Genomic DNA, 24524 nt, shown 5'->3' with positions numbered 1-24524 from the left:
AGGGGACCGACGACGTGAACGATCTCTCGCCCCGCGCCCTGCGCCCTTCGCTGCTCGAACGTGCCGCCGATCGATGGCAGCTCAGTCCCAGAGCGGATGTTCCACGACCTGCGGCCGAACCCGAAGCGGTCGCGCCGGTGAAGACGCCGATGCCGAGCGCGCGGATACGTCCTGTCGATCCGGCGACGATCGATCGCGCGGCGCTGGCCGAACGCGGGATGCTGGTGCCCGGTGGCGCGGTCACCGCGCTGGCGGAGGAGTTCCGGCTGGTGAAGCGTCAGTTGCTGGCGACCGCCCAGCGGGTGGAACGACGCGACGCGGATGCCGCGCGGATGATCCTCGTCTGCTCGGCGCAACCGGGCGATGGCAAGACGTTCTGCGCGATCAACCTCGCTTTGTCGCTGGCCGCCGAACGCGATGTTCGCGTGTTGCTGGTCGATGCCGATTTCGCCAAGCCCGATATTCTCGACCGGTTGGGGCTGCGTGGGGGGCGGGGGCTGCTCGACGCGATCGTCGATCCTGCCGTGACGGTCGAGGATCTGGTGATCCATACCGACGTGCCGCAACTGACGGTGCTTCCGTCCGGCAGCCGGAGCCATGCGGATACCGAATTGCTCCGCAGCGACGGCGCGACACAGGTGTTCGACGCGTTGCTGGCCGCCGATCCCGACCGGATCATCATCTTCGATTCGCCGCCCGCGCTCGCCGCGTCCCCGGCCGCCGTTCTGGCGTCGCGGGTCGGACAGGTGGTGCTGGTGGTGCGCGCCGATCGCAGCAGCGAAAGCGACCTGCGCGAGGCGGTGGCGTTGCTGGACGGCTGCGAGGATATCCAGTTGCTGTTGAACGCCACGACATATCGGGCGGACGGAGCGCGGTTCGGTCAATATGGGCAGGAGCCGGTCTGATGCGATTGCTCGCCCTTCCGGTCCTGCTGGTCGCTGGTGCCGCGCCCGCGCTGGCGCAGCGTGTCGACGTGTCGCCCTATATCGAGATCGGTCAGCTGGTCGCCGCCGATCTGAACGACGGCGATGTCGTCACCTATACCCAGCTGACCGCCGGGGTCGACGCCTCCGTCCAGACCCTCCGGGTACAGGTGCAGGCGAACTACCAGTATCAACGCTTCGTCGAATGGGGCGACCGTGTCGGTGACAGCAGCATCCATTCGGGCCTGGCGCGCGCGAACGTCAAGCTGACGCGGGCGCTGAACCTTGAAGGCGGTGCTATCGCCACGCGCGCGCGTGGCAGCGGCAATGGCGGGGGCTTCGCTCCGTTCGTCGCTGCGACCAATGTCGATACGTCGCAGGTCTATGCGCTGTACGGCGGGCCGACGCTGGCGACGCGCGCCGGACCGTTTGCCGTCAACGCAACCTATCAATTCGGTTATGTGAAGGCCGATGCGCCGGGCCGCGCAGCGGGTGTGTCCGACTTCGGCCTGTACGACGATGCGACCAGCCATCTGGTGATGGGCAGCATCGGTACACGCGCGGGAACGGTGCTGCCGATCGGCTTCACCGTGTCGGGCGCATGGGTGCGCGAGGACACCAGTCAGCTCGACCAGCAATTCGAGGGGGCGTTCGTCCGCGCCGACGCCGTCCTGCCGGTCTCGCGGACCGTCGCCGTGGTGGGCGGGGTCGGGTATGAGAAGATCGAGGCGACGCAGCGCGACCCGTTGATCGGTGCCGACGGACTGCCGGTGATCGATGGGGCGGGGCGTTATGTCACCGATCCGGCGTCGTCCCCGCGCATCGCCTACGACACCGATGGCATCATCTGGGATGCGGGTGTGTTGTGGCGGCCCAGTCCGCGTACCGCGCTGGAGGCGAGGCTGGGGCGGCGCTACGGTTCGATGAGCTATACCGGATCGCTGTCATGGGCGGCGGGGCCGGGACAGGCGGTGCAGGTCGGCGTCTATGACAGCGTGACGACCTTTGGCCGGCAACTGACCGGTACGCTCGCGACGCTGCCGACGAGCTTCTTCGACGGCGACGATCCGTTCGGGTCGCGCTATGGCGGATGCGTGTTCGGGGGCGGAACGTCGCCCGACGGAACTCCCGCTCCGGGCGGTTGCCTTACCCCCGTGTTCCAGTCGATCGCCGGTGCGACGTATCGCGCGCGAGGATTGGATGCGATCTATGCCGTCACCCATGGGGGTACGCGGCTGGGCGTGGGGGCAGGCTATGCCAACCGGCGCTATCACCTTCCGCCGGTGCCGGGTGCGGTCATCGTTCGTTCGAACGACGAAAGCTGGTATGCGCAGGGCTTCGGCCAGTGGCAGCTGGACGGACGATCGGGGATCACCGCCGATCTGTACGGTAACTATTTCACCAGCGGCGTCGTCGGGGCGGCCGATGCATGGGGCGGCGGGGCACAAGGTTCCTATTATCGCAGTTTCGGGCGCGCCTATGGCAGCGTGTCAGCGGGGGTGTACGGGTTCGATGCCGAACGTAGCGAAGCGGATCTGATCGCGCAGGCGCTGCTGGCGGTGGGCATGCGGTTCTGAAGGCTTAACCGAGCGGGGGCACGCCCCCTACGGAGATGATGATGTACGACGATCATTACGGCCTGAACGGACGGCCATTCCAGCTGACGCCCGATCCGGCGTTCTGGTTCGACACCGCGACGCATCGCAAGGCGATGGCGTATCTGGGCTACGGGCTGAGCCAGGGCGAGGGGTTCATCGTGGTCACCGGCGAACCGGGGACGGGCAAGACGACGCTTGTCGGGCACCTGATGGCGACGATCGACCCCGTCCGGCTGAACGTGATCCATATCGTCACTACGCAGATCGAAGCGGACGACCTGTTGCGGCTGGTCGCCGCCGGACTGGACGTCGACCATGCTGGCCTTACCAAGGCGCAGTTGCTGGCGGCGATCGAGCGCGGGTTGCATGACGTCGCCCGGTCGGGGCGTCGGACGCTGCTCATCATCGACGAGGCGCAGTCGTTGCCCGTGGGGTCGATCGAGGAACTGCGGATGTTGTCCAACTTCCAGGCGGGGGGATATGCGCTGTTGCAGATCTTCCTGCTGGGACAGCCCGAATTCCGCCAGCGGCTGCATGGGTCGGACCGGCTGGAGCAACTGCGCCAGCGGGTGATCGCGATGCATCACCTCGACCCAATGGCACCGGAAGAAGTAGGTCCGTATCTGACCCACCGGCTGGGCGTGGTCGGCTGGGACGGTCGGCCTGATTTTTCGGTCGGCGCGTTGAACGCGCTGCATCGCTGGTCGGGCGGCATCCCCCGCCGGCTGAACCAGTTGGCCGGGCGCGTGCTGCTACACGGCGCGATCGAGGGGATCGACCGGTTCGAGGCGCGCGACGTGGCGCAGGTGGTCGAGGATCTGGCGGGCGACGGGCTGGCGGCCGTCGATCAGGACACTCCATCGACGGCGCCGCGCGACCCTGTCGAAACCGTCGAAACGGTCACCGAGTCGGCGCCGATACCGATGACCCCGCCGCCGCCGAACCCGCCGCGTCCGCTGCATCTGGCGGTCGTGCCCGATGCCCCATGGGAGCGTTTGCCGTTGATCGATGACCAAAAGCGTTCGCCGGCCGAACCGGCCGAACAACCCGCGCACGCCGCGAACCACGACGTACTGGTCGAACGGATCGCCGTTCTCGAAGCGCGGGTGGAAGAGCAGGAAGCGGCGCTGCGGCGCGTGCTGACGCTGCTGGTCGACTGGGTCGAGGGGGAAGAACGGCGACCCGATCTGTCCGGCTTGCGCGCGGCGGGCTGAACCCCGTGCGCAACGCGATGTCGATCGACGTCGAGGACTGGTTCCAGGTGGGTGCGTTCGAGAAGGTCATCGACCGGCGGGACTGGGACACGCTGGAATCGCGGGTCGAGGCGAACACCGATGCCGCGCTCGCGCAGTTCGCGGCGGCAGGCGTGCAGGCGACGTTCTTCACCCTTGGTTGGATCGCCGCGCGCCATCCCGCGCTGATGCGGCGGATCGTTGCCGGGGGGCATGAACTGGCGAGCCACGGCTGGGACCACGCCCGTGTGTTCACGATGACGCCCGAGCGGTTTCGCGACGATCTGGCGCGTGCGCGTGGCGCGCTGGAGGATGCCACGGGGCAGGCGGTGACGGGATATCGCGCGCCCAGCTTTTCGATCGATGCGCGCACGCCGTGGGCGCACGGCATATTGGCGGATGCGGGATATGCGTATTCGTCCTCGGTCGCGCCGGTGCGGCACGATCATTATGGCTGGGTCGACAGTCCCCGCCGGATGCACCGCCCGATTGCCGGGTCCGATCTGATCGAATGGCCGATCACGCTGGCCCGGGTGGCCGGGCGCGACGTGCCGGCCGGCGGCGGGTTCTTTCGCCTGCTACCCAACATGGTCGTGGATCGCGCGGTTCGACGCAGCAACGTCCGGGATGCGCACCCCGCGATGTTCTATTTCCATCCGTGGGAGATCGACCCGGGGCAGCCCCGCGTGACGCGCGCGCCGATCAGGTCGCGGCTCCGCCATTATTCCCGGCTGCCGGCGATGGCGGGCAAGCTGGACCGGCTGCTGGCCTCGCATCGCTGGGGTCGTGTCGATGCGATCGTTGCCGCGCAGGCGGCGACGCTGTGAACGCGCCGTTCGTCCACGTCCGCGCCGTGCGAAGCGCGGACCTGTCCGATCCAGCCGAGCGCGCACGGATCGAAGCTTTTATCGACGATCACCCCGCCGCCACGCCGTTCCATCTGCCCGCATGGGGCGAAGCGACCGCCGCCGGATGCGGACAAATGTTCGACATGCTGTTGGCGGAGGGCGGTAACGGCGTGCTGCTCGGCATATTGCCGCTGACGTACGTCCGGTCGCCGCTGTTCGGTGCGGCGCTGGTTTCCAGCGGGTTCGGCGTCGGCGGCGGCATCCTGGCCACTGATCCGCGTGCGGCGCAGGCATTGGCCGAGGCTGCGGTCGTTCGGGCCGGGGAGCGCCGATGCCCGACGATCGAACTGCGCGGTGGCACGCTGCCGATGGGCGAGGGGTGGAGCCATGACGACAGCCGCTACCTGGGCTTCGTCCGTCCGCTGGCGGCAAGTGACGATGCGGAGTTGCTGGCGATCCCGCGCAAGCAGCGCGCCGACGTTCGCAAGGCGCTGGCCATGCCGTTCGAGATCGCGGTCGGACGCGACCGGGCGGCGCTGGACGAACATTTCCGCGTGTACGGCACGTCGGTCCGCAATCTGGGGACGCCGGTCTTTCCGCGGCGGCTGTTCGCGGAGGTGATCGCCCGATTCGGCAGCGACGCCGACATACTGACGGTGCGGCACGGCGGCGTGGCGGTGGCAAGCGTGCTGTCGATTTATTGGCGCGGTACGGTCTATCCGTATTGGGGAGGCGGTACGGCGGCGGCACGCGGGCTTCGCGCGAATGAGCGGATGTATTTCGAACTGATGCGCCATGCGTATCGACGGGGCTGTGCCACGTTCGATTTCGGCCGGTCGAAGGTCGGCAGCGGGCCGGCGGCGTACAAGAAGAACTGGGGCTTCGTCGGCAACCCGCTCGGCTATCCGACATGGACCGGGGCGGGGGCCGCGCCCCGCGATGCCAGTCCGCTTAATCCGAAATACCGGCTGAAGATCGCGTTGTGGCAGAAGCTTCCGGTGGCGCTGAGCAACCGGATCGGGCCGTGGATCGCGAAGGGGTTGGGGTGAGCGACCTGCTGTTCCTCGCGCACCGTGTCCCCTATCCACCGGATCGCGGCGACAAGGTGCGCAGTCACCACGTCCTGCGGCATCTGTCCACGTTGGGGCGGGTCCATCTGGCGGCGTTCGCGGATGACGAGCGCGATCTGGGACATGATGCGGCGCTTGGCGAATGGTGTGCCAGCGTGGACGTCGTATGGCGTGGCAAGTCGCAGGCGCGGAGCGCGATCGAGGCGCTGGCGACCGGACGGCCAGTGTCGCTGACGGCGTTCGATGCTTCGGCCATGCGCGATGCGGTGCGGCGGTTGCTGGATGCCCGGCGGTACGAAGCGATCTATGTCTATTCCGGTCAGATGGCACAGTATCTGCCCGTCGACGCGCGCTTCGTGATGGATTTCGTCGACATGGATTCGGCGAAATTCGCGGCCTATGCCGAAACTGCCCGGGGGCCGGCAAAGTGGATGTTCGCGCGGGATGCGCGGATGCTGGCGGTGTTCGAACGGTCGATCGCCGCGCGGGCCGACGCCAGCCTGTTCGTCAGCGAGGCCGAAGCCGACCTGTTCCGGCGATCAAGCAATGGTGCGAACGTCCATGCGATCGGAAACGGCATCGATACCGCATTCTTCGACCCGGACGTGCCGGTAGCGCCGGTGCACGAGGCCGGACCCCTGATCGTGTTCACCGGTCAGATGGATTATCGTCCCAATATCGAGGCGGTATGCAGGTTCGCAACGCAGGTGTTGCCTGCCATCCGGCTGCACCATCCGAATGCACGGTTCGCGATCGTCGGCCGCAAGCCGGTCGCCGTGGTACGGGTGCTGGCGCGGGCCGGGGTCATCGTGACCGGGGAGGTCGCGGACGTGCGCGGCTGGCTGAACGCCGCATCGGTCGTCGTCGCCCCGCTGCTGCTGGCGCGCGGGGTCCAGAACAAGGTGCTGGAGGCGATGGCGATGGCGCGGCCGGTCGTGGCGTCGGCGGCTGCTGCCGAGGGGATCGATCATTGCGGGACGATCCGCGTCGCCAGCGATGACCATGCGATGGCGGCGGCGATCGACGGGCTGTTGCGCGACCGCCCGGCGGCGGACGCGCTGGGACGGGCGGCGCGATCGTGCGTGGTCCAGCGTTATGGCTGGGAATCGCGGCTTGCGCCTTTGGGCGACCTGCTTGGACTGGTCCCCGGCGGGCGGCGGGACGCAGCGTGAGCATCGCGATTGCCAGTGGGGGCGCGGCAACTGGCGGGTCCGGCTGGCGCACGGCGACGCTGGCGGTGGCAGGATCGTGGGCCGCGATACTCGTGCTGTTCCATCACGATGTCGCCGACATGGTCGGGATATGGTGGAACTCGACGACCTATGGCCATTGCCTGTTCGTGGTGCCGATCCTGTTCTGGCTGGTGTGGCAACGGCGCTCCGAACTGACGCTGCTGACCCCGGCGGCATGGTGGCCGGGGCTGGTGCCGGTCGCGGCGGGCGGACTGTGCTGGCTGGGGGGCGAAGCGGCAGCGGTCGCACTGTTCCGGCATGCCGGACTGGTGCTGATGCTGCAGGGCGCGGCGGTCGCGATGCTGGGACGGCAGGTCGCGCGGGGGTTGTTGTTTCCAATTTGCTATATGGCGTTCCTCGTCCCGTTCGGCGACGTGCTGGAACCACGGTTGCAGGCGGCGACGGTCGCGATGGCGATGCCGTTGCTGCATGCGGGGGGCGTGCCGGCGAGCGTCGACGGGGTCCTCATCACGATTCCGGGCGGCGTGTTCGAGGTGGCGGAAGCCTGTTCGGGTGCCAAATTCCTGATCGCGATGGTCGCCTATGGCACCCTTGTCGCCAACGTCTGCTACGTGTCGTGGGGGCGGCGCATGGCGTTCATGGCGATGGCGGTGATCGTGCCGGTCGTTGCCAACGGACTGCGCGCGGCGGGCACGATCTATGCGGCGCACCGGACGTCGGTCGCGATGGCGACGGGGTTCGATCATATCGTCTATGGCTGGATATTCTTCGCGCTGACGATGGCGGCGGTGCTGGCGATCGGATGGCGCTGGTTCGATCGCGATCCCGACGCGCGGTGGATCGACACGGCGGCGATCGCCCGCATCCCGGTGCACGCGGCGGATCGATCGCTGGTCGCGGGGGCCGTGCTGGCGATCGCGGTGGGCTTTGCGGCATGGAGCGCGGTGATCGATGCGCGGACGCAGGAATTGCCCGCCCGGATCGACCTGCCGCACGTCCCCGGTTGGCGGCGGGTGGCGATGCGCGGTGAACCGTGGGTGCCGCATTACCCCGGCGCGGACCATTTCCTGATCGGTCGCTATGGCGACGCAGCGGGCCGGACCGTCGATCTGTCGATCGCGGTATATGGATCGCAGCGCGAGGGGCAGGAACTGGTCGGGTTCGGGCAGGGCGCGATCCGGCAGAACGACCGCTGGGTCCGTATCGCCGACACCGCGCCGATCGCGGGTGCGACGACGATACGGATGGCTGCACCGGGACCGGTCGAGCGTGAGACCGCGACCTGGTATCGCGTTGGGCGGATCACGACCGGCAGCGCCGACCGGGTGAAGGTCGAAACCCTCCGCGCGAGGCTGTTCGGCGGACCGCAGCGCGGCGTTGCCGTGCTGTTGTCGGCCGAACGGCATGGCGGCGATCCGCGCGCGACGATCCGCGATTTCCTGCGCGCGGCGGGACCGGTAGATGCCATTGCCGATGCTGCGGCGGGGATGCGCTGACCATGTGCGGGATCGCCGGCCTGTTCTATCCCGATACGCCCAAGCCGGTCGATCCGGCGCGGATCATGGCGATGACCGATGTGCAGGCGCATCGCGGACCGGACGGGTCTGGGGTGTGGACCGCCGCTGGCGTCGGGCTGGGGCATCGCCGGCTGTCGATCATCGACGTGGCAGGCAGCCCGCAGCCGATGGCGCTGCCCGGCGACGCGGCGGTCGTGACCTATAACGGCGAGATCTATAATTTCGCGGAGGTCCGTGCCGAGTTGCGGGCGATGGGTGCGGTGTTCCGCACCGGGGGCGATACCGAAGTGCTGCTGCATGCATGGGCCGCATGGGGACCGGACATGCTGACGCGGCTCAACGGCATGTTCGCGTTCGCGCTGTACGATGCCGGCCGGCGTTCGCTGTTCCTCGCACGCGACCGGATGGGGGTGAAGCCGCTCCACTACGTCCGGCTGTCGGATGGCGCCGTGGCGTTCGCGTCGGAACTGAAGGGGTTGCTGGCGCATCCGCTGGTGCGGCGGACGCCCGACGCGCATGCGATCGAAGATTATATGGCGCTGGGCTATGTTCCCGACGATGCGTGCATCGTGGAGGGCGTCCGCAAGCTGCCTGCCGGACACTTCCTGCTGATCGAGCGTGGTCGGGGGGTGCCCGATCCGGTGCGATGGTGGGATATCGATTTCTCCAACCGGGCAACGGGTACGGTCCGCGATCTTTCGGCCGAGCTGATCGACCGGATGCGCGACGGCGTGCGATCGCGGATGGTCGCCGACGTGCCGCTGGGCGCGTTCCTGTCAGGCGGTGTCGATTCGTCCGCCGTCGTCGCGCTGATGGCGGAGGAGAGTCGCCAACCCGTCCGTACCTGTACGATCGGGTTCGAGGAGGCGGACCATGACGAACGCGGCCCCGCCGAACTGGTCGCGCGGCGCTTCGCGACCGACCACGCCACCCGCACGGTGGCGTCGGACGATTTCGCGTTGATCGACACGCTCGTCGCAGCGTTCGACGAACCGTTTGCCGACGCATCGGCGTTGGCCACGTACCGCGTCTGCGCGCTCGCCCGCGAAACGGTGACGGTGGCGTTGTCCGGCGATGGCGCGGACGAGGCCCTGGCGGGGTATCGGCGGTATCGCTTTCATGCCGCAGAGGAAAAGGTCCGTGGTCTGGTCCCGGCGCGGCTTCGCGGTGCGGTGTTCGGCGTGCTGGGACACGTCTATCCCAAGGCCGACTGGGCGTCGCGTCCGTTCCGCGCGAAGACGACGTTGCTGGCGTTGGCGCAGGGCGGTAACGCCGCCTATGCCGGTGCGGTCGGCGTGACGCCCCCAGCGACGCGGATGGCGCTATATGGCGACGCGATGCGGCGCGCGATCGGCGCGTATCGGGGCGAGCAACGCTATGTCGGGACGATGCGCGATGCGCCGGCCCGCGACGGGCTGGACCGCGCGCAATATGCCGATTTTCGGCATTGGCTGCCGGGGGATATCCTGACCAAGGTCGATAGGACGAGCATGGCCGTCGGGCTGGAAGCGCGTGAGCCGTTGCTGGACCATCGGTTGGTGGAGTTCTGCGCGACCCTGCCGCACGCGATGCGGTTGCGGGCGGGGCAGGGCAAGTGGCTGATGAAGCATGCGCTGGAGCCGTGGCTGCCGCGCGAAATCCTGTATCGCCCGAAAATGGGGTTCGTCACGCCGGTCAGCCACTGGTTTCGCCACGCGCTGGCCGACGACTCCGCAGCGCTGGCGCGCTCGCCGGTACTGGCGACGTGGTTCGATCCGCATGCGATCGAACGGTTGGCGGCCGACCACCGCGCCGGCCGGGCGGAGCATGGCCGGACGCTGTGGCAACTGGTCATGCTGGAACGCAGCACGGCTCGACTGTTCGGTTGAGGCACTGCCGGGCGTTACCCCCGCTCGGCGATCCAGCGGAGGAACGAATCGGTCCACAGACGCCGCGAACTGTCTTCGGGTGAGTGTCGCGCACCCCAGCCATGTCCGCCCTTTTCGAACAAATGCGCCTCGACCGGCACCTTGGCCCGGCGCGCGGCGGCGATCATGTCGAGCGACTGATCGACCGGAACGGTGCCGTCGTCAATCGAATGGGCCAGAAAGATCGGCGGCGTCTGCGCCGTCACGCGCGCCGGAATGTCGTACCGGCGATAGACGCTGTCCTCCGCATTCGGTCCGGCCAGATTGTCGCGCGATCCGCGGTGCGACATCGTGCCGATGTTGGTCACGGGATAGACCAGTCCCGCGAACGCGGGACGGGCCGACAGGCGATCGGCGGCGTCGATCGGTGCATAGACGCGGTCGTCATGCGCGATCGTGACCGACCCCGCCAGATGCCCGCCCGCCGAGAAACCGCACACACCCAGCTTCGCCGGATCGATGCCGTAGCGCGTCGCATTGGCGCGGATCAGCCGCATCGCCCGCTGCGCATCCTGCAACGGCACGTCCTGCCGTTCCGCCCAGCCTTCACCGGGAAGGCGATAGGCGAGCGCGAACACGGTGATCCCCGCCGGGTTCAGCGCGCGACCGACGTCGATTCCTTCATTCTCGACCGATACGAAGCCATATCCCCCGCCGGGAATCGCCAGCACCGCCGTGCCATTGGGCCGCGCCGGGCGAAACACGCCGACGACCGGATCGACGACGCCACGCAGCCACAGTTCGCGCTGTCCTGGACGGCCGTTCATCGAGGGTGCGTAGGTCGGCGCGGTGGCGGGAAAGCCGGGCGCCTTGCCGGGCCACAACCGGAAATGTTCGGTCGGTGGCCACGCCGTCGGCGCTTCCGCCGGCTGTGCGAGCGCACTGCCCGCGATCGGCAGCGCGAAGGCCGCGCCCAGCATCATACGGCGGTCGATCGTCATGCCACACCCTCTCCATGAATTTTCGTTGGCGCGAGCCTAGCGAAAGGCGAACCGCTCGACAAACCCCTTGGCTGCGATAGACATAGGCGATCGTCGGGGGGCCGATGACGATATGGGGGGATTCGGGTGCAGCGTTTCGTTCGGGCAGGATTCGTGTCGGCCGCGATTCTGATATCGCAGACCGTGCAGGCGAGCGACACGCCGCTCTATCAACCCGCGCCCGCATGGATCGCGGCTGCGCCCGGCCCGGCTGTAAGCGGCGAAGACGCGCCGCCCGTCGAACTGATCGATTGGCAACACCGGATCGAGGAAGGCCGGGTCTGGTCCTACATCCATCAGAAGACTCGGATGGTGTCGCCGGAAATGCTGTCGCAGGCGGCGACGCTGGCGCTGCCTTGGGCGCCGGACAAGGGCGACCTGATCGTCCACGACCTGGCGATCGTGCGTGGCGGACAGCGGATCGACCTGTTGGCGAAGGGGCAGCGCTTCACCGTGTTGCGCCGCGAACAGTCGCTGGAACGGCGCGAATTGACCGGTGTCCTGACCGCGACGCTGGCGGTCGAGGGGCTGGAGGTCGGCGACGTGCTCGACATGGCCGTATCGATCACCGCGCGCGATGCCGCGCTGGGCGGGCGGGTGCAGGACGTCGTGCAGCTGATCCCGCTGCCCGCGCGGATCGGGCCGGGGCGGGTGCGCTTTTCGTGGCCGACGGGTGCCGCTCCCCGCTGGAAACTGCTGGCCGATGCAGCCGCGCCGGTCGTCTCGACCCATGGCGGATACAGCGAATTGACCATCGCGATGCCGATCGTGAAGCCGAAGGACATGCCCGAAGACGCACCAATGCGGTTCCGGCGGGCGCCGATGATCGAGGTGGCAAGCTTTACCGATTGGGGCGACGTGTCGAAGGTGATGGCACCGCTCTACGCGACCGATGGCCTGATCGCGCCGGGATCGCCGCTGGCAGCCGAAGTGGCCGCGATCCAGCGGGCGGAGGTCACGCCGATCGGCCGGACGCAACGCGCGCTGGAGGTGGTGCAGGACAAGATCCGGTATCTGGCGGTCGGCATGGACGGCGGAAACTATGTGCCGCAGTCTCCGGCCAAGACGTGGGAAGTCCGTTACGGGGACTGCAAGGCCAAGACGTTGTTGCTGCTGGCCATGCTGCGCGCGATGGGGATCGAGGCCGAGGCGGTGACCGCCAATCTGGGCATGGGCGATCTGGTGCCCGAACGGCTGCCGAGTGCGGCGGCGTTCAACCATGTGTTCGTCAAGGCGACGTTGGCCGGCGAGACGCTATGGCTGGACGGGACGGGCAACGGATCGCGGCTTGCCGATATTCGCGATACGCCGGCGGTCGGATATGTCCTGCCGATCCGCACGGCGGGCGCCGAACCGATGCTGATCGAGACGCGTGCGAACGCCCGGCCGATGATCGACATGACGATCGAGGCGGATGAAAGCCTGAGCGTCGACCTGCCAAGTCCGTTCAGTGTCACGGCGGTGCTGCATGGGCCGATGGCGGCGGCGATGCGACAGGCGCGCGCGCAACTCGGCCCGAAGGAACAGCGCGACGCCGCGCGACAGTTCCTGCAAGGTTGGACCGGGGAGGGGCAGTTCGCCGATCTTTCGATCCTGCCCGATCCGGCCACGGGTGACGTGACGATCAAGGGGGTCGGCGTGACATCGACGCCATGGGCGGTCGAGGATCGCCGCCGCCGCCGCACGCTGGACCGGATGCTGGCGAGTTTTCAGTTCGCGCCCGATCGCAGCCGGCCGGACTGGACGAAGATTCCGGTCGCGGCGCCGGCCCCGATGGGACTGCACTTTCGGACGCGGGTAAAGCTGCCGCAGGGCGGACAGGGCTATACGCTCGACGGCACGCCCGATCTGGACACTCGGATCGCCAGTTTCGCGATGAAGCGATCGGTACGGATCGCCGATGGCGCGGTGACGATCGACGAACGCGTCGATTCGATCGGCGGCGAAGTGCCGGCTGCGCGGATTCCAGCCGAACGCGATGCGCTGGCGACGGCGAAGGCGCGCGTGCCGCAGATCGTCGCGCCGGTCGATACGCCCCGCCGCACCACGCTGACCCCGCAGCAGACCGCGCAGTCGAGCCAGATTCGCGCCATACGTACGACGTTCGACCGCGCCATCGCGGCGGATGTCGAGGAAAGCAGCGGTTATGTCAGCCGGGCGGCGTTCGAGGACGGGCTGGGCAATCGCAAGGCCGCACTCGCCGACCTGACGAAAGTGATCGCGACCGAGCCGTCGGTCGACCTGTATCTTCAGCGTGCCGGCGTCGCGGAAGCGATGGGCGACCGTGCGGCGGCGCTGGCGGATGCCGAGCGCGCGCGGGCGCTCGATCCGACGTCGGTCGCTGCTACCGCGCGGACCGCATGGCTGATGGCCGATGGCGGCAACCTGTCCGGTGGCATCGCGCTGCTCGACGAACGGATCGCGCTGGGCGGGGAGACGCGATCGAACTACCGAAGCGAGAAGGCCGGATTGATCGGCGAGTTCGGCGACGCGGCCGAAGCGATCAAGCTGTACGACACGCTGATCGCCGAAAAGCCGGGATCGCCGTTGCTGATGAACGCCCGCTGCTGGATCAAGGGCACGCGGTCGGTGATGCTCGACACCGCGCTCAAGGACTGCACCTCGTCGATCGAACTGAGCGACAATACGCTGGCCGCGCTCGACAGCCGGGCGATGGTATGGTTCCGCATGGGACGCCTTGCGGAGGCGATGACCGATCTCGATGCGGTGCTTGCCGCCGCGCCGGACCTTGCCAGCAGCCGGTTCCTGCGCGGTATCGTGCTGAAGGCATTGCACCGCGATGCCGAAGCTGCGACCGATCTGGCGCTGGCCCGGCGGATATCGCCGATGATCGACCGGCAATATGCGCGGTACGGGATCAAGGCATAGGCCAGACACGAGAACGGCGGAGGCTTTCGCGCCCGCCGTTCCATGCTGCGATGATCGCGGACGATCAGTCGGCGAACAGCTTCGCCCATGCGCGCTTCGGACGATCCTTCCACGCACCGCGATGATAGGCGTCCGATGCCAGCAGCGGCATTACCGAACCGGCTTCCGCGAACACCATCTGTTCGAGCGTGGTGTCGACCTTGCCCCAGCTTGCCGCTTCCTTCAGCGTCGACGACGAACATGCGCCGTCGCGCACGTCGGCGACGGTGATCTGCACGGCATATTTGTGCATTTCGACGTCCTCGTGACCGAGGATTTCGGCGCACACCACGGTGTCCTGAATGAAGTTCTTCGGGACGCCGCCGCCGATCATCAGCAGGCCGGTGGTGCCGGCCTTGATCTTGATGTCGGTCAGTTCGCGGAAGTCGGCGATGGCGTCGAGCACCATGTACGGCTTGCCTTCCTTCGCACGTTCGACCTGATGCTTGACGAGGCCGAAGCCGGCCGAGCTGTCGACGAACGCGGGGCAGAAGATCGGCACGTCATGCTCGTACGCCAGCTTGACGAGGCTGTTGTCCTTCTTGCCATGCTCGACGAGGTACTTGCCCATCTCGCGGATGAACGCGCGCGACGAATACGCCTTCGGTTCGAGCGAATTGGCGATTTCACCGATGGTGTGGTCGCAATCCTGGAGCTGTTCCTCGTCGATATACGTGTCGTAGATGCGATCGATGTAGAGCGAGCGCAGTACGTTGTCGTCGGGGATTTCCAGCGCCTGATAATGCTTGTGGCCAAGCCCTTCGAAGAAATCCATGTCGACGATCGACGCGCCGGTGGCGACGATGCCGTCGATCATGTTCGAACGGAGCAGTTCGGCGTACAGATCCATGCAGCCGCCGGCCGAGGTCGATCCGGCGATCACGAGGAAGATCGAGCAGTCCTTGTCCTCCAGCATCTGGTTGTAGATGCCGGTGGCGCGCGCGAGATCGCGGCTGGTGAAGCTCATCTTGCCCATCGCGTCGATGATCGGACGGGCGTCGTATTTGGTGATGTCGATATGCTCGACCGTGGTCGAAAGCAGTTCCGCCTTACGCGTGTCGTTGATCGTCGTGTCGGTCATGATGGTTCCATCATCGATAGCCGTCGTCGTTCATGGGGACGCGGAAACCCGTATTCCCCTGTCCGCGCGGGAAGGGGCCATGGGTGGGCGATAGCCGCACTGGCGCGGCATGCCTACCCCCGGCCCCTCCCGCAGCGCGGGAGGAGGGAAGGTCAGGAATAGGACTTGCCGGTTACAGCTTTACGACGTTGCCCGCACGGTAGGGCGCAACCTCAGGGATTTCGATGTACATCGATTCCATCGGTTCGTCGTCGGTAACGACGGTTTCGCCGTTGCCGAAGCCGTTGAACGCGGTCCGCATCGCCGAGCCGTATGCGCCGAGCATGCCGATCTCGAAATAGTCGCCGGCACGGGTGTCGGCGGGCAACGGGAACGGCCCCTTCATGTGATCGATATCGTCGCAGGTCGGACCCCAGAAGCTGAAGTCCAGATCGCGCGCGTCCGATTCCGGCTGACGCAGCAGCTGCACCGGATATTTCCATCCGATATGCGCGGCATCGAACAACGTGCCATAGGCGCCGTCGTTGATGTACAGTTCGCTGCCGCGACGATGCTCGACCCGGACCACGACCGACGCATATTCGGCGCACAGCGACCGGCCCGGTTCGGCCCAAAGCTCTGCCGAATAGCTGACCGGCAGGCTTTCGAACGCGCGGTGGATCGTTTCGAAATAACGCTCCAGCGGCGGAGGCGTCATGCCCGGATAGCGCGACGGGAAGCCGCCGCCGACATCGATCACATCGACCGTCACCGCCGCATCGACGATGGCGGAACGGACACGTTCCATCGCGTTGGAATAGGCGTCGGGCGACATGGTCTGGCTGCCGACATGGAAGCAGATGCCCAGTGCGTCGGCGACCTGACGGGTCGCCATCAGCAATTCCTTCGCATCGCCCGGACCCACGCCGAACTTCGAACCGAGGCTCAGCTTGGCATATTCGGACGATACGCGCATCCGCACGCACAGCGTCAGATCGGTCGCACCGTCGGTGGCGGCCACGATCTTTTCCAGCTCTTCCATGCTGTCGAGCGAGAAGGTGCGGACGCCATGCGTGAAATACGCCTCGGCGATCGCTTCCGGTGCCTTGATCGGGTGCATGAACGCACAGACCGCATCGGGCAGGAGCGACTTCACCAGACGCACCTCGCCGATCGACGCGGTGTCGTAATGGGTGATGCCGCTATCCCACAGGATACGCAGCAGATCCGGCGACGGGTTTGCCTTTACCGCATACATCGAGCGACCCGGAAACTTCTGAACGAAGAATCGGGCTGCGCGCGCTGCGGCGTGCGGGCGAACGAGCGTGACCGGATCAACCGGTCGGCGCTCTGCAATGTCGATCCCATGCTCGAAAGAGGAGCTACGGGCGATAAAGGGGGCAGCTAGCCCCAGCGCGCTATAGTGCTTGGCCAATTCAAGGGACCTCCAATTGCCTTTCGGCATACGGTGACAAAAGCTGCCTTGCGGTTGGAAGTCCCATGGGGCAGCGGAAGGGCAATCTATGGTCCGCGACCGGCGATGTAAAGTGGTTGTGCGACGGAAAGGACGTTTTGTGACGATTTTGCGACAGCCGACACGGGCGGGGGTACGCGACGCTGCCGCAAAAATGGCGGAAATCCTGCCGAAATCGCCACTGTTCGTGCACGAAATCAATGGCGTACCCGTCGCTTTCAAAGCGGAATCCTTGCAGCCGGTCGGCGCCTTCAAGCTGCGTGGCGCTTGGCATCGGCTTACGGCATTGCCGGACGAATCGCAGGCGCGCGGCGTGGTGGCGTTTTCGTCGGGCAATCATGCGCAGGGGATCGCCTGGGCCGCGCGGCGTCTGGGCATTGCCGCGACGATCGTGATGCCGGCCGATGCGCCGCGGGTGAAGCTCGACGCGACGCTTGCGCTGGGGGCGGAGGTCGTCCGCTACGACCGTGCGACCGAGAGCCGTGAGAAGATCGCGGCGCATCTGGCGCGTGCGCGCGGAGCGACACTCGTCCCCAGTTTCGACGATCCGTGGATCATCGAGGGGCAGGGTTCGGCGGGGATCGAGGCCGTGGCACAGATGGCGGCGGCGGGGCTGCCCGGTTGCAGGCAGGCGATCGTGCCGTGCGGCGGCGGCGGGCTGGCGGCCGGTATCGCGCTGGCGCTGCCCGATGCGGAAATCGTGACCGCCGAGCCGGAAGGATGGGACGATATGCGGCGCAGCCTGGAGGCCGGGTGGATCGAACCGGTCGGCGACAATCCGCCGATAACCGCTTGTGACGCGCTGCAGACGACCCGCGTCGCGCAGCGGACGTTCGACGTGCTGTCGCGGCGGGGGGCCACCGGCGTGGCGGTTAGCGAGGCGGAAATCGCCGCAGCGCAACGCTGGGCGGCGGGACACCTGCGCATCGTGGTCGAACCGGGCGGGGCGGTCGCGATCGCCGCGCTGCTGGCGAAGCGGGTGGCGACCACCCCCGGCACGCTGGTGCTGGTGTCGGGCGGCAATGTCGATCCCGCGGCCTATGCGAAGGTGCTGGCCGCATGAGCGGCGGACCCGAAGCGACGGTGTTCGCCATCGCGATGCTCGCGGCGGTCGTGCTGATCCTCGGTGGCGTCCGGCTGATGCGCCGCGGGGAGCGTCAGAAGGGTTGGCTGATGATCGCCTGTGCCGCCGTCATGATCGCCAATGTTGCGATCTGGACCGTGTGACCGCCGTCACTGGCGGGTACTCATCGACCGGTTGTTACGATCGTCGAGATCACGCTGTGCCGCCGCGCGGGTCGCCGCGTCGATCTGCGCCCAGTCGCCCTGCGTACGACAGGTGCGTTTCGGCATGATCGAGCCGGTTGCGACCTCCCGCCGGCAGATTTTCTTCTCCGGCGGCGGAGGCGGGGCCGGTGCGGCGGTCTGGGCAGCAAGAGTGAGAAACAACAGGATAGACATCGAACGACTCCGGTCCGCGAATATGGCCGTAATCTAACCGTCGCGGCCGGAGCGCGATAGTCCCCGCCGACCGTTCAGCGGATCGGCGAGTTCGGATCGAGCCGCATGTCGAGATAGCGGTCCACGCTGCCCATCAATTCGGGCATTTCGTTCTGGAAGAAGTGGTTGGCACCCGGAATCGTGTCATGGTGGATCGTGATGTGCCGCTGCGTCCGCAGCTTGTCGACCAGCTTCTGCGTAGCGGCGGGGGTGACGACCTCGTCCGCTTCGCCCTGGATGATGATGCCCGACGAGGGGCAGGGCGCGAGGAAGGTGAAGTCGTACATGTTGGCAGGCGGTGCGATCGAAATGAACCCGCGGATTTCCGGGCGGCGCATCAGCAACTGCATGCCGATCCACGCGCCGAAGCTGACACCCGCGATCCATGTGGTCTGTGCTTCGGGATGGAAGCTCTGGACCCAGTCGAGCGCCGAGGCGGCATCGGACAGTTCGCCCACGCCGTTGTCGAACGTCCCCTGGCTCTTTCCCACGCCGCGAAAATTGAAGCGCAACGTCGCGAAACCGCGCCGCTGGAACGTCTTGTAGAGTTCCTGCACCATGCGGTTGTTCATCGTGCCGCCCGACGACGGGTGCGGATGCAGGATCATCGCCACCGGTGCACGGGGACGCGGGGCGGGGGCGAAACGCCCTTCGAGGCGACCTTCGGGACCGGGAAAGATGACTTCGGGCATGGGACGACCTGCTTGACGATGGGCGCGGCGATGGCGCGGAACGGGATCGCGGCTATATAGGCCAGCCATCTGCACAAGCAATCGGAACGGAACCGTTTTGGTACGTCGCATCTATCTGGACCACGCCGCGACCACGCCGATGCGCCCCGAAGCGGTGACAGCGGTGATCGAGGGCATGGCGCGCTGGGCCAACCCGTCCAGCCCGCATGGCGAGGGGCGGGCGGCCCGCCGCGCGCTGGAGGACGCACGCGGACGCATCGCCGCCGCGCTCGACTGGGACGGCGAAGTGATCCTGACGTCGGGGGCGAGCGAGGCGTTGGCGATCGCGCTGCGCGGTGCCGGGCAGGTTGAAACGATCGCGACGACGGTGGAGCATGACGCGGTGTTCCGGGTTGCGGAAGGCGACGACCGGTTGCCGGTGGGCGCGGACGGGTTGCTCGACACCGCCGACCGGTCGCGCCTGCTGGCCGCGTTCGATCCACGGGAGGCAACCAACCGGTTCGCGATCCAGTCGGCCAACAGCGAGACGGGGGTGCTGCAGCCGCTCGACCGCATCGATGCGGGGCGGCGCGAGGAATCGATCGGGCGTCCGATCACGCTGGTCGCCGATTGTTCGCAGAGCGCGGGCAAGCTGGCGCTGCCGCCCGCCGACCTGATCGTGGTATCGGCGCACAAGCTGGGCGGGCCGCCGGGTATCGGTGCGTTGCTGGTGCGCGACCTTTCGCTGCTGACCCCGACCGGTGGGCAGGAACAAGGGTATCGCGGCGGAACCGAAAACCTGCCCGGTGCGCTGGGCTTTGCCGCCGCGCTGGAAGCGCCGCGCGATTGGTTCGACGCGATCGGGACGCTGCGCACCGTCCTCGACGCGGTGATCCGCGCGGGCGGGGGCGAGGTGGTCGCCGACGCCGCGCCGCGTATCCCGACCATCGCTGCCTATCGAATGCCGGGCCGGTCGGCGGCGGCGCAACTGATGCGGTTCGACTCACTTGGCTTCGCGGTGTCGGCAGGCAGCGCCTGTTCCTCGGGCACGCTCAAGACCAGCCATGTACTGGCGGCGATGGGCATGGATGCGACGGCGGCGGCCGAGGTCATTCGGGTGAGTTTCGGCTGGACGACAACGAAGGACGAGGTCGAGCGCTTTGCCGACGCATGGACGGCGATGGCGGTACGATGACCTATCTGGACTATCAGGCAACGACCCCGCTTGCGCCCGCAGCGTTCGAGGCGATGGTGCCGTGGCTGCGCGACCAGCACGCCAACCCGCATTCGCCGCATCGCGAAGGACGGCGCGCCCGCGCGGCGGTCGAACTGGCGCGCGATCGGGTGCTGGCGGCGCTGGTACCAACACCGATGGGCGATGCGCCGGCCACCGAGGGGGCGGACGCTGAGATCGCCGCCCGGCGTCCATCGGGGATCGATTCCGGGCGTCTGTTTATCACCAGCGGCGCGACCGAAGCGGCGAACTGGGCGATCGCCGGCACCTTTGATCGGCTGCGTGCGGTCCGGCCCAAAGTGGTGACGATCGCAACCGAACATGCCTGCGTCCTCGATACTTGTCGCATGCTGCAAGCGCGCGGTGCGGAACTGGTCGTGTTGCCGGTCGGAGGCGACGGCCTGGTCGACATGACGGCGGCGGAGGCAGCGATCGACGACCGGACCGCCGTCGTCGCGGCGATGCTGGTCAGCAACGAAATCGGGGTGATCCAGCCGATCGCACGACTGGGGCGGCTGGCCCATGCCGCCGGCGCCATGATGTTCTGCGACGCGGTGCAGGGCTGGGGACGGGTCGGCGTGCCGTTATGGGCGTGCGATCTGGTCGCGGTGTCAGCGCACAAGGTGTACGGACCGAAGGGAATCGGCGCGTTATGGGTCCGCCACGGGGCCGAGCCCGCCGCCATCCTGCACGGCGGCGGTCAGGAGGGTGGATTGCGGTCGGGAACGCTCAGCCCGGCGCTGTGCGCGGGGTTCGGGGCAGCGGCGATGCTGCTGGGGCCGGGCGACCTCGATCATGCGGAAAGGCTGTGGGCGGTGGCGCGTGATATCCTGCGCGGTCCCGACTGGATACTGAACGGAGATCGCGTGCGGCGCTATCGCGGGAATCTGAACGTCCGCATGGCGGGTCTCGACGTCGCACGGTTGATGAGCGAATGCCGCGATATCGCCTTTTCCGCCGGGTCCGCCTGTGCCAGCGGATCGGGACGGACCAGCCATGTGCTGCGCGCGATAGGACTGTCGGACGTGGAGGCGAAGACGTCGATCCGCATCGGGTTCGGACGCGATACCACGGAGGCGGAACTGGTGACGGCACTGGAAAAGATCGATCGCGCCGCGCGGAGCCAGCGGACATGATCGTACGGCTGATCGGGGCGGACGGGCGTGTCGAGGAGGCGCGGGCGTCGCCCGGCGACCGGCTGTTGGACATTGCGCAGGCGTACGGCCTGCCGCTGGAGGGAACGTGCGGCGGACAGATGGCCTGTTCGACCTGCCATGTCATCGTCGCCCCTGGGGATTTCGCGCGCCTCTCCCCCGCCAGCGAGGAGGAAGAGGATATGCTCGACTTCGCGGGCGGAGCGACCGCAACCAGCCGGCTGGCATGCCAGATCGTGCTCGACGAAACGATGGACGGGTTGAGCGTACGGGTGCCGGGAAGCTGACCCGGAGCGCAATGCGACGGGTGCCCTTGCTCCTCGCGCCGCGACGGGCCAAAGGGTCGCGATGACCGTGAACGTCGATATGGGGACCGATCCGTCGGGTAAATCCGTCCCTCTCGATCTGGAAGAACTGCTCGCCACCCGATTGCTCGTTCAGGGCAATTCGGGGTCGGGAAAATCGCATCTGCTGCGCCGGCTGCTTGAACGTAGCGCGGGCCATGTGCAGCAGGTCGTGATCGATCCCGAAGGCGATTTCGTCACGCTCGCCGGCGCATACGGCCATGTCGTGATCGAGGCCGCCGATCATAGCGAGCGCGAGGTTGCCAAATTCGCCACCCGCGCGCGCGAACATCGCGCATCCGTCGTCCTGAGCCTCGAAGGGCTGGAGGCCGAAGGGCAGATGAAGTGCGCCGCCGCGTTCCTGAACGCGCTGTTCGATGCGCCGCGCGAACATTGGTATCCGGCGCTGGTCGTGGTGGACGAAGCGCAGTTGTTCGCCCCGGCGGGCGGCGGCGAAGTGGTCGAGGACGTGCGCCGGGCGTCGTTGTCGGCGATGACCAACCTGATGTGCCGGGGGCGCAAGCGCGGTCTGGCCGGCGTGATCGCGACGCAGCGTCTGGCCAAGCTGGCCAAGAACGTCGCAGCGGAAGCGTCCAATTTTCTGATGGGCCGCACGTTTCTGGACATCGACATGGCGCGCGCCGCCGATTTGCTTGGAATGGAACGGCGGCAGGCGGAAGCGATCCGCGACCTGCAACGCGGGCATTTCCTCGCACTGGGTCCGGCGGTGTCGCGCCGTCCGCTGTCGATCCGCATCGGCGCGGTGCAGACGTCGGCACGCAGCGGCAGCCCCAAGCTGACGCCGCTGCCCACCGCACCCGTCGCCGATATCAAGGACCTGCTGCTCGCCCCGGTCGAAGCGATGCTGCCGCTGGGTCCGCCGATCCGTCATGCTGCGCCGTCCGAGGACGTGATCGCCGCGATCGCGACCCCGCCCAAGCCGACGACCGCACCCGACCTGCCCGAACGGTCGACCGATGAAACCGACGCGATCGTCGCCGACGTGCTGCGCGCGCTGGTGGAGGACGAGGGGGATCAGCCCCGCGCGGCGGCAGTGCTGTATCAGGATTTCGATGTGCGCTGCCGCATGGTCGGGCTGGCACGACCGCCGCTCGATCTGCCCGCCTTTACCCGGCGGCTGGCCTGCGCGCGGGCGGGTATCTTCGAATCGCCGGAGGGCGAATGGGCGCAGGCGCTGGAGATCGCCAACGTCCTGCCCGACGACATGCTGGGCGCGTTCATGCTGATCGCACGCGCCGCGCGCGATCGCGAACCGTCGCCCAGCGATGGTGCGATCGCCCGGACCTATGGCACCAGTTCGATCGGACGGGTAAAGCGGTTGCTGGCGTATATCGAAGGGCGCGACCTGATCGTGTGCCGGGTCGATCTGGCCGGCAAACGATCGATCGCGATCCCGCATCTGGGCTGGACGACCGAGGCGGCTGAAGCAGCCTGATCGTCCGGGTTATTTCCCGGCGTACCGGTCCCTTAGCAACCGCCATGCCGCGCGGAGGCCATAGGCTTCGCCGCCCTTGGCCCTTCCCGGCCGCGCTGCCGCCCGCCACGCGAACGTGTCGAGATGCGCCCAGACGATGCCCGGATCGACGAAGCGACGCAGGAACAGCGCCGCCGTCACCGCGCCGGCCATGCCGCCCTCGGGGGCGTTGATCATGTCGGCGATGTCCGACTTCAACTGCTCGTCATAGGCGTCCCATAGCGGCATTCGCCACAACGGATCATGTTCGGTGATACCGGCCGCCAGCAGGTCGGTGGCAAGCGCCTCGTCATTGGCGAAGGTCGCGGGCAGATCGGGACCCAGCGCCACCCGGGCCGCGCCGGTCAGCGTCGCGAAGTCGATGAGCAGTTCGGGGCGGCCTTCGCACGCCTTCGTCAACGCGTCGCCGAGCACCAGCCGACCTTCGGCATCGGTGTTGGTGTTCTCGACCGTCAACCCCTTGCGCGTGTCCAGCACGTCGCCGGGACGGAAGGCGTCGCCCGACACCGCATTCTCGACCGCCGGGATCAACAGGTGCAGCCGCACGGGAAGATGGGTTTCCATCACCAGCCCGGCGAGCGCCAGCGCGTGCGCGGCACCGCCCATATCCTTCTTCATCAGCTTCATGCCGGCGGTCGGCTTGATATCCAGTCCGCCGGTGTCGAAGCACACACCCTTGCCGACCAGCGCGACGCGGGGATGCGCCGGGTTGCCCCATTCGAGTTCGATCAGGCGCGGTTCCCGACCTTTCGCCGCCGCCTTGCCGACCGAGTGGATCATCGGATACCCACGTTCGAGGTCGCGCCCGGCAATGACGGACACGGTGGCGCCATGCCGCTCGCCCAGTTGGCGGGCTACATCGGCCAGTTCGGCCGGACCGAGATCGCCGGCGGGAGTGTTCACGAGATCGCGGACCCAAGCGATCGCCGCCGCCTGCCGCAGTACCTCATCGATATGCGCTACGGCGTCGGTCAGCAGAACGCGCGGGGCGTCGTCGTCGGCCTTGCGATAGCGGGTGAACCGATACTGCGCCGTCGCCCAGCCGAGCAACGCCTGCCGCACATCGCCGCCGTCGACCCGGTAGCTGCCGGGCGGCAACACGGGCGGCAGGTGCGCAAGACACCATGGCGTCAGTCGGCCAGTATCGGCAACGACCGTCACTGCCGACCAGTCGTCACCTTCGTCCGGCAGGATCGCGACCCTGCCCGCTTTCGGAGCGAAGCGCTGCGCGGCAAGCACGGCCCGGATCGGCGAGGGGCGGGCGGAGAGCCATGCGTCGAAGCCGGCGGGGTCGATCAGATGTACGGTCCGGGCATCCTGCCCCCGGTCGGCGACGATCAATGATGTCATGCGGGCGATGGTGGGGGTTGTCGCCGTGCCATGCAAGCGGTGTGGC

At 67.5% G+C, this 24524-nt stretch carries 21 protein-coding genes; 15 read left to right on the top strand and 6 right to left on the bottom strand.

The features are described 5' to 3' along the window. Window positions 1-14 precede the first annotated feature (14 nt). From IFT55_RS00770 to IFT55_RS00735, 8 genes are read left to right on the top strand one after another with little or no spacing between them, the layout of a single operon-like run. Window positions 15-905, top strand: coding sequence for an AAA family ATPase (locus IFT55_RS00770; protein ID WP_342029190.1), 891 nt, complete (start codon window positions 15-17; stop codon window positions 903-905). Beyond that, window positions 905-2500 carry a hypothetical protein gene (locus tag IFT55_RS00765; protein ID WP_192088499.1) on the top strand — a complete coding sequence of 532 codons (1596 nt, stop codon included), beginning with the start codon at window positions 905-907 and terminating at the stop codon, window positions 2498-2500. Before IFT55_RS00770 ends, IFT55_RS00765 begins: the two co-directional genes overlap by 1 nt. A gap of 41 nt (window positions 2501-2541) precedes the next feature. Then, on the top strand, window positions 2542-3735 hold the full coding sequence (locus tag IFT55_RS00760) for an ExeA family protein (RefSeq protein ID WP_192088498.1): 1194 nt from the start codon (window positions 2542-2544) through the stop codon (window positions 3733-3735). Between the two features lie 5 nt (window positions 3736-3740). Then, window positions 3741-4580 (top strand): XrtA system polysaccharide deacetylase, encoded by an 840-nt coding sequence (locus IFT55_RS00755; protein WP_342029189.1) that lies wholly within the window; start codon window positions 3741-3743, stop codon window positions 4578-4580. After that, a complete protein-coding gene (locus tag IFT55_RS00750) occupies window positions 4577-5650 on the top strand; it encodes a FemAB family XrtA/PEP-CTERM system-associated protein (RefSeq protein WP_192088497.1) in 1074 nt (357 codons plus the stop codon). Before IFT55_RS00755 ends, IFT55_RS00750 begins: the two co-directional genes overlap by 4 nt. Next, a complete protein-coding gene (locus tag IFT55_RS00745; RefSeq protein WP_192088496.1) occupies window positions 5647-6843 on the top strand; it encodes a TIGR03087 family PEP-CTERM/XrtA system glycosyltransferase in 1197 nt (398 codons plus the stop codon). Before IFT55_RS00750 ends, IFT55_RS00745 begins: the two co-directional genes overlap by 4 nt. Next, entirely contained in the window at window positions 6840-8360 is a 1521-nt protein-coding gene (gene xrtA / locus IFT55_RS00740) for an exosortase A (protein ID WP_342029188.1), read from the top strand. Before IFT55_RS00745 ends, xrtA begins: the two co-directional genes overlap by 4 nt. Window positions 8361-8362: 2 nt before the next feature. Beyond that, the gene (locus IFT55_RS00735) at window positions 8363-10249 is read left to right on the top strand and encodes an XrtA/PEP-CTERM system amidotransferase (protein ID WP_192088495.1); all 1887 of its coding nucleotides are present in this window, start codon (window positions 8363-8365) and stop codon (window positions 10247-10249) included. A gap of 14 nt (window positions 10250-10263) precedes the next feature. Here IFT55_RS00735 and IFT55_RS00730 read toward each other — a convergent pair whose 3' ends face one another. Further along, a complete protein-coding gene (locus IFT55_RS00730) occupies window positions 10264-11229 on the bottom strand; it encodes an alpha/beta hydrolase (RefSeq protein ID WP_192088494.1) in 966 nt (321 codons plus the stop codon). A 126-nt stretch (window positions 11230-11355) separates the two neighbouring features. Between IFT55_RS00730 and IFT55_RS00725 the strand changes: the two genes are divergently transcribed. Next, a complete protein-coding gene (locus tag IFT55_RS00725; protein ID WP_342029187.1) occupies window positions 11356-14157 on the top strand; it encodes a DUF3857 domain-containing protein in 2802 nt (933 codons plus the stop codon). Window positions 14158-14221: 64 nt separating this feature from the next. Here the strand turns inward: IFT55_RS00725 and IFT55_RS00720 are convergent, their stop codons facing one another. After that, on the bottom strand, window positions 14222-15277 hold the full coding sequence (locus tag IFT55_RS00720; RefSeq protein WP_192088493.1) for a 1,9-bis(guanidino)-5-aza-nonane synthase: 1056 nt from the start codon (window positions 15275-15277) through the stop codon (window positions 14222-14224). Between the two features lie 172 nt (window positions 15278-15449). Next, window positions 15450-16691 carry a type III PLP-dependent enzyme gene (locus IFT55_RS00715; RefSeq protein ID WP_274604008.1) on the bottom strand — a complete coding sequence of 414 codons (1242 nt, stop codon included), beginning with the start codon at window positions 16689-16691 and terminating at the stop codon, window positions 15450-15452. 139 nt (window positions 16692-16830) lie between these two features. Here IFT55_RS00715 and IFT55_RS00710 point away from each other — a divergent pair, with 139 nt between their 5' ends. Then, window positions 16831-17793 carry a threonine ammonia-lyase gene (locus tag IFT55_RS00710; protein ID WP_446740693.1) on the top strand — a complete coding sequence of 321 codons (963 nt, stop codon included), beginning with the start codon at window positions 16831-16833 and terminating at the stop codon, window positions 17791-17793. Next, on the top strand, window positions 17790-17957 hold the full coding sequence (locus tag IFT55_RS00705; RefSeq protein WP_192088491.1) for a hypothetical protein: 168 nt from the start codon (window positions 17790-17792) through the stop codon (window positions 17955-17957). The genes IFT55_RS00710 and IFT55_RS00705 overlap by 4 nt, the downstream gene beginning before the upstream one ends. 6 nt (window positions 17958-17963) lie before the next feature. Here IFT55_RS00705 and IFT55_RS00700 read toward each other — a convergent pair whose 3' ends face one another. Together IFT55_RS00700 and IFT55_RS00695 are read right to left on the bottom strand one after the other, a co-directional pair. Then, on the bottom strand, window positions 17964-18191 hold the full coding sequence (locus IFT55_RS00700; RefSeq protein WP_249403504.1) for a hypothetical protein: 228 nt from the start codon (window positions 18189-18191) through the stop codon (window positions 17964-17966). 74 nt (window positions 18192-18265) lie between these two features. Continuing rightward, window positions 18266-18922, bottom strand: a complete 657-nt coding sequence (locus IFT55_RS00695; protein ID WP_192088490.1) for an alpha/beta hydrolase — start codon at window positions 18920-18922, stop codon at window positions 18266-18268. A 97-nt stretch (window positions 18923-19019) separates the two neighbouring features. On the opposite strand from IFT55_RS00695, the gene IFT55_RS00690 reads away from it, so the two are divergent. From IFT55_RS00690 to IFT55_RS00675, 4 genes are all read left to right on the top strand, one after another. Next, window positions 19020-20096, top strand: a complete 1077-nt coding sequence (locus tag IFT55_RS00690; protein ID WP_274604007.1) for a cysteine desulfurase family protein — start codon at window positions 19020-19022, stop codon at window positions 20094-20096. Beyond that, window positions 20093-21271 carry a cysteine desulfurase family protein gene (locus IFT55_RS00685; RefSeq protein WP_192088489.1) on the top strand — a complete coding sequence of 393 codons (1179 nt, stop codon included), beginning with the start codon at window positions 20093-20095 and terminating at the stop codon, window positions 21269-21271. The genes IFT55_RS00690 and IFT55_RS00685 overlap by 4 nt, the downstream gene beginning before the upstream one ends. After that, window positions 21268-21576, top strand: a complete 309-nt coding sequence (locus tag IFT55_RS00680; RefSeq protein WP_192088488.1) for a 2Fe-2S iron-sulfur cluster-binding protein — start codon at window positions 21268-21270, stop codon at window positions 21574-21576. Before IFT55_RS00685 ends, IFT55_RS00680 begins: the two co-directional genes overlap by 4 nt. A gap of 61 nt (window positions 21577-21637) precedes the next feature. Further along, window positions 21638-23089 (top strand): ATP-binding protein, encoded by a 1452-nt coding sequence (locus IFT55_RS00675; RefSeq protein ID WP_192088487.1) that lies wholly within the window; start codon window positions 21638-21640, stop codon window positions 23087-23089. 9 nt (window positions 23090-23098) lie between these two features. Here the strand turns inward: IFT55_RS00675 and IFT55_RS00670 are convergent, their stop codons facing one another. Continuing rightward, complete coding sequence (locus IFT55_RS00670) at window positions 23099-24487, bottom strand: leucyl aminopeptidase family protein (RefSeq protein ID WP_446740702.1); 1389 nt, start codon at window positions 24485-24487, stop codon at window positions 23099-23101. Window positions 24488-24524 lie beyond the last annotated feature (37 nt).

The sequence above is a fragment of the Sphingomonas sp. CFBP 13720 genome, from assembly GCF_014842075.1.
Lineage (GTDB): Bacteria > Pseudomonadota > Alphaproteobacteria > Sphingomonadales > Sphingomonadaceae > Sphingomonas.
Note: the sequence above shows the minus strand (reverse complement) of the source record. Positions and strands in the feature narration are given on the sequence as shown.

Bases quoted from the DNA above. Each gene is read 5' to 3' on its own strand.
- IFT55_RS00765 (WP_192088499.1), top strand. From the start codon at position 905: ATGCGATTGCTCGCCCTTCCGGTCCTGCTGGTCGCTGGTGCCGCGCCC.
- IFT55_RS00760 (WP_192088498.1), top strand. From the start codon at position 2,542: ATGTACGACGATCATTACGGCCTGAACGGACGGCCATTCCAGCTGACG.
- IFT55_RS00735 (WP_192088495.1), top strand. From the start codon at position 8,363: ATGTGCGGGATCGCCGGCCTGTTCTATCCCGATACGCCCAAGCCGGTC.
- IFT55_RS00730 (WP_192088494.1), bottom strand. From the start codon at position 11,229: ATGACGATCGACCGCCGTATGATGCTGGGCGCGGCCTTCGCGCTGCCG.
- IFT55_RS00720 (WP_192088493.1), bottom strand. From the start codon at position 15,277: ATGACCGACACGACGATCAACGACACGCGTAAGGCGGAACTGCTTTCG.
- IFT55_RS00705 (WP_192088491.1), top strand. From the start codon at position 17,790: ATGAGCGGCGGACCCGAAGCGACGGTGTTCGCCATCGCGATGCTCGCG.
- IFT55_RS00700 (WP_249403504.1), bottom strand. From the start codon at position 18,191: ATGTCTATCCTGTTGTTTCTCACTCTTGCTGCCCAGACCGCCGCACCG.
- IFT55_RS00695 (WP_192088490.1), bottom strand. From the start codon at position 18,922: ATGCCCGAAGTCATCTTTCCCGGTCCCGAAGGTCGCCTCGAAGGGCGT.
- IFT55_RS00685 (WP_192088489.1), top strand. From the start codon at position 20,093: ATGACCTATCTGGACTATCAGGCAACGACCCCGCTTGCGCCCGCAGCG.
- IFT55_RS00680 (WP_192088488.1), top strand. From the start codon at position 21,268: ATGATCGTACGGCTGATCGGGGCGGACGGGCGTGTCGAGGAGGCGCGG.
- IFT55_RS00675 (WP_192088487.1), top strand. From the start codon at position 21,638: ATGACCGTGAACGTCGATATGGGGACCGATCCGTCGGGTAAATCCGTC.